The 4,551-nt window shown below is 72.4% G+C and carries 6 protein-coding genes and 1 tRNA gene; all 7 read left to right on the top strand.

Annotated features, from left to right (window positions below):
- Nucleotides 1-1,380 (top strand): PH domain-containing protein (locus PLL68_RS11290; RefSeq protein WP_324534135.1); only part of this gene is annotated, 1,380 nt, incomplete at its 5' end.
- Nucleotides 1,377-1,820, top strand: coding sequence for a DUF3052 domain-containing protein (locus PLL68_RS11285; RefSeq protein WP_324534133.1), 444 nt, complete (start codon nt 1,377-1,379; stop codon nt 1,818-1,820). The genes PLL68_RS11290 and PLL68_RS11285, both read left to right, overlap by 4 nt.
- A 75-nt stretch (nt 1,821-1,895) precedes the next feature.
- On the top strand, nt 1,896-2,375 hold the full coding sequence (locus tag PLL68_RS11280) for a peroxiredoxin (RefSeq protein WP_324534131.1): 480 nt from the start codon (nt 1,896-1,898) through the stop codon (nt 2,373-2,375).
- Between the two features lie 82 nt (nt 2,376-2,457).
- Nucleotides 2,458-2,530 (top strand) — tRNA-Val (locus PLL68_RS11275).
- A 1-nt stretch (nt 2,531) separates the two neighbouring features.
- On the top strand, nt 2,532-3,383 hold the full coding sequence (locus tag PLL68_RS11270) for a Nif3-like dinuclear metal center hexameric protein (protein ID WP_324534129.1): 852 nt from the start codon (nt 2,532-2,534) through the stop codon (nt 3,381-3,383).
- Nucleotides 3,380-4,120 carry a zinc ribbon domain-containing protein gene (locus PLL68_RS11265; RefSeq protein ID WP_324534127.1) on the top strand — a complete coding sequence of 247 codons (741 nt, stop codon included), beginning with the start codon at nt 3,380-3,382 and terminating at the stop codon, nt 4,118-4,120. Before PLL68_RS11270 ends, PLL68_RS11265 begins: the two co-directional genes overlap by 4 nt.
- Nucleotides 4,117-4,551 (top strand): reverse transcriptase-like protein (locus tag PLL68_RS11260; RefSeq protein ID WP_324534125.1); only part of this gene is annotated, 435 nt, incomplete at its 3' end. The genes PLL68_RS11265 and PLL68_RS11260, both read left to right, overlap by 4 nt.

Below are 4,551 nucleotides of genomic sequence, written 5' to 3'. Positions count from 1 at the left end.
GTCGCCCACCCGTTCCTCGCCCTGCTCGCCCTCGTGCTGCTCGTCGCCGGGGTCGCCGGCGTCAACTGGGTCGCCTGGCGCTTCTCCCGCTTCCGGGTGGCGGGGGGCCAGGTCGAGCTGCGCACGGGTGTGCTCTTCCGCCAGCACCGCCAGGTGAGGCTCGAGCGGGTGCAGGCCGTCGAGCTGTCCCGCCCGATCCTGGCGCGGCTGTTCGGCCTGGCCAGCGTCGTCGTGCAGTCGGCCGGTGGTTCGGACTCCCAGCTCGCGTTGTCGTTCATCTCGCTGAACCGGGCCGAGGCCCTGCGTGAGCACCTCCTGGCCCTTGCGGGCCAGTCGGAGGTGGTGCCGGCTCCGGCCGACCACGCGCTGGGAACACCACCGGCCGTGGGGGATGCCGTGGCGTCGCCTCGAGCGCCCGTCGTCGCCGTCCCGGTCGTCGAGGTGCCGAACGGGCGACTGTTCGTCGCGACGATCCTGCACGGCTCGACGATCTTCCTCGGGGCCGTGCTGTTCGCTGGGCTGATCACCGCGGGGGTGCTCAGCGTCGGCCCGCTGGCCCTCGCCGGGGTGCCGGCCATGCTGCCAGCGGCGTTCTTCATCGTCCTCGGCCGAGGCAAGGAGATGCTGACCCACGGCAACTTCCGCCTCGTCGACGTCGGCACCGGGGTCCGGGTGACCGAGGGACTGACGGACCTGCGGACGATGACCATCCCGTTGAACCGGGTCCAGGCGCTCGAGGTCATCCAACCGGTGTGGTGGCGCCCGCTCGGCTGGTGGCGGGTGCGCGTCAACGTCGCCGGGGTGGGCTCCTCGGGCAGCGGCGACGGCGAAGGGGAGCGCGAGACGACGTTGCTGCCCGTCGGCACGCTCGACGACGCCCTGCGGGTGCTCACCCTGCTCGCTCCGCGGGTGTCCGCCTGGCAGTGGAACGACGCGGTCCTCGGCGAAGGGCCGCAGCCGGGCTGGCAGACCAGCTCCGCACGGGCCAAGCTGTTCGATCCGCTCTCGTGGCGGCGCAACGGCTGGTCGGACACCGACGGGGCCGTCCTGCTGCGCTCCGGGCGGCTCACGCGGCGCGCCATCGCCGTGCCGCACGCTCGCATCCAGTCGCTGACGCTGCAGCAGGGCTGGCTGCAGGCGAGTCGCCGCGTGGCGACCCTGCACGTCATCCCTGCTCCCGGCCCCATCAGCCCCGTCATCGACCACCTCGACACCGAGGCCGCCCACGACGCCTTCGATCGCCTCAACGAGCGGGCCCGTGACGCCCGCCGAGGGGCGGGACCAGCCGACCCCCCGCTTGCACCCGACCCGGCCGGGTTGGTGGACTGGACCCAGCACCCGAGCGGTGTCCCCGAACCAGGAAGGCCCGACCCACTGTGAACACTCCCGCCCCGCCGCCGGTCGACCCGGGGCCGAACGGCTCCACCGCCGTTGCGCGCCTCGGCTTCACCCGCGACCAGGTGGTGCAGGAATTCGGTTACGACAGTGATGTCGATGACGAGTTCCGCTTCGCCGTCGAGGACCTCTGTGGCGCCGAGATGGAGGACGAGGACTACACCGGTGGTGCGGATGCCGTGCTGCTGTGGTTCCGCGACGGCGACGGCGACCTGGGCGACGCCCTCGTCGACATGGTCGGCGTGCTCGACGACGGCGGGTTCGTCGTCCTGCTCACCCCCAAGGCGTCGGCCGAGGAGGTCGACGCGAGCGACATCGACGAGGCCGCGGTCACCTCGGGATTGCACCCCGCAGGGACCTTCACCGCCTCCGAGCACTGGCGCGCGCACAAGCTCGTGGCACCCAAGGCGCCGGCCAAGCGGTAGCCCGCGCGCGGCATCCGCGCGTCTGTCCCGTCTCAGTGGGTCTCCGGTGGGGCAGGTCGCTGGCAGGATGGACCCATGCCGTTGTCGACCCTGAACCCCCTAGCCGTCGGCCTGCGCGCCCCGGACTTCGCCCTGCGTGACCAGAACGGTGTCGAGGTGACCCTCTCGGGGCTGACGGCGGAGAAGAACGTCGTCATCGTGTTCTACCCCTTCGCGTTCTCGGGCATCTGCACCGGCGAGCTCGACGAGATCCGCGACCACCTCGAGCGGTTCGTCTCCGACGACCTCCAGGTGGTCTGCATCTCCAGCGACCCCGTGTTCTCCCAGCGTGCCTGGGCCGACCAGCAGGGCTACTTCTTCCCGCTGCTCTCCGACTTCTGGCCGCACGGCGAGGTCGCCCAGGCCTACGGCGTGCTCAACGAGCGCACCGGCGCTCCCGTGCGGGGGACCTTCCTCGTCGGCCGCGACGGGCTCGTCAAGTGGAGCCTGATCAACGGACCCGGCGACCGCCGCGACTTCAGCGACCTCCCCGCCGAGGTCGCCGCCCTGCCCTGACGGCACGCCTGACACGGGTGCGCGCCCACCTGCCACAATGTGCGCGGACATCAGTGCTCCTTCGGGGGTCGAGGGTGTCCAGGGGCCTGTAGCTCAGCTGGTAGAGCGCCGCGTTTACACCGCGAAGGTCGTCGGTTCGATCCCGGCCGGGCCCACATGAGTGACGACGCCGACCTGACCCTGCGGGAGGTGCTCGACGTCATCGAGGGCCTCTACCCGCCGCACACCGCGCAGTCGTGGGACCGGGTCGGGCTGGTCACTGGGGACCCGCACCAGCTCGTGCGGCGCATCCACCTGGCGGTCGACCCGACCCTGGACGTCATCGCCGAGGCCCGCGAGCTGGGCGCCGACCTGCTGCTCACCCACCACCCCCTCCTGATGCGGGGGGTGCACAGCCTCGCCACGACCAGTGCCAAGGGGGCGAGCGTCACCGACCTCATCGTCGGCGACGTCGCGCTGTACGTCGCCCACACCAATGCCGACGTCGCGGCGGACGGCGTGGGCTTCGCCCTCGCGCGGGCCTGCGGCCTGACCGACACCGAGCCGCTCACGCTGGCCGAGGGGCAGCCGCTCGGACGGGTGGGGGATCTCCCTGATGCCGTGTCGCTTCGCGCTCTCGTCGTGGCGCTCGCCGCCGCCCTTCCGGCGGCCGCGGGCGGCATCCGGGTGGCCGGACCGGCGGATGCCGTGGTGCGCCGGGTCGCGCTGCTCGGCGGGTCGGGTGACGACCTGTTCGACGCGGTGCGCGCCAGTGGTGCCGACGTGTACGTGACGGCAGACCTGCGCCACCACCCCGCCCTCGAGGCCCGGGAGGAAGCCCGCGGAGGAACCCCGTACCTCGTGGATGCCGGGCACTGGGCCAGTGAGTTCGTCTGGTTGGCAGCTGCGGAGCGGGCGCTGCTCGCAGCCCTGGGGGAGCGCGCCACTAGGGTGGAGACCCACATCAGCACAGTGCGCACCGACCCCTGGACCTTCGTCGTCGGTGCCGACCCCGGAGGTACCCCGTGAACGCCGAGACCGCCCGGCAGCTGCGGCTGCTCGACCTCCAGGCCATCGACACCCGGCTGGACCAGATCGAGCACGCCCGTACCCACCTGCCGCAGCTGGCCGAGCTCGCCGACCTGTCGGGCAAGGCCCAGCTCATCGACGACCAGCTGGTGCGCTCGCGCACCGAGCTCGACGACATCAGCCGCGAGGTGGCCAAGGCAGACGCCGACGTCCAGCAGGTGCGCGACCGCGTCGCTCGTGACCAGGCCCGCCTCGACGCCGGCACCGGGTCGGCCAAGGACCTCACCGCCATCCAGCACGAGCTCGTCTCGTTGGCCCGCCGACAGGCTGAGCTGGAGGACATCGAGCTCGAGGTCATGGAGCGCGCCGAGAACGCGCAGTCCGACGTCTCCGAGCTCGAGCGCGGCCGCGGCGAGCTGACGGTGCGCATCCAGGCTCTCGAAGCTGCCCGCGACGACGCCCTTCGCGTGCTCGACGCGGAGGCGGCCGAGGTCGCCGGCCCGCGCGGCACGGTCGCAGCGGAGGCGGGTGACGACCTGGTCGCCCTCTACGAGAAGATCCGGTCCGCGAACGGGGGCATCGGTGCCGCTGCGCTGCGCCAGCGCAGGTGCGGAGGCTGCCAGCTCGAGCTCAACCCCGTCGAGATCCAGCGCATCCGGGTCGCGCCCGAGGACGAGGTGCTGCGCTGTGAGGAGTGCCGGCGCATCCTCGTCCGCACCCCTGAGTCCGGCTTGTGAGGCGACGGCTCACCGTCGAGGCCGACGGCGGGTCGCGCGGGAACCCGGGCGTCGCCGGATACGGCGCTCTCGTGCGCGACACCGAGACCGGTGCGCTGCTCGCCGAGCGCGCCGAACCGCTCGGCAAGGCCTCGAACAACGTCGCCGAGTACCGCGGGCTCATCGCCGGCCTGGAGGCCGCCCACGCGATCGACCCCGGGGCCGAGGTGCTCGCCCGCATGGACTCCAAGCTCGTCGTCGAGCAGATGTCGGGCCGGTGGAAGATCAAGCACGAGGACATGCGTCGCCTCGCGCTCCAGGCCCGTGACGTCGCCGCGCGGATCACCTCGGCCGGCGGCACCGTGCGCTACGAGTGGATCCCGCGGGAGATCAACAAGGACGCCGACGCCCTGTCCAACGTCGCCATGGACGGCCGCACCGTCAACCGGACG

Source organism: Ornithinibacter sp. (genome assembly GCF_035443565.1).
Taxonomy (GTDB): domain Bacteria; phylum Actinomycetota; class Actinomycetes; order Actinomycetales; family Dermatophilaceae; genus Fodinibacter.
Note: the sequence above shows the minus strand (reverse complement) of the source record. Positions and strands in the feature narration are given on the sequence as shown.

Coding starts and splice junctions, on each gene's coding strand:
- PLL68_RS11280 (WP_324534131.1), top strand. CDS start 1,896: ATGCCGTTGTCGACCCTGAACCCCCTAGCCGTCGGCCTGCGCGCCCCG.
- PLL68_RS11270 (WP_324534129.1), top strand. CDS start 2,532: ATGAGTGACGACGCCGACCTGACCCTGCGGGAGGTGCTCGACGTCATC.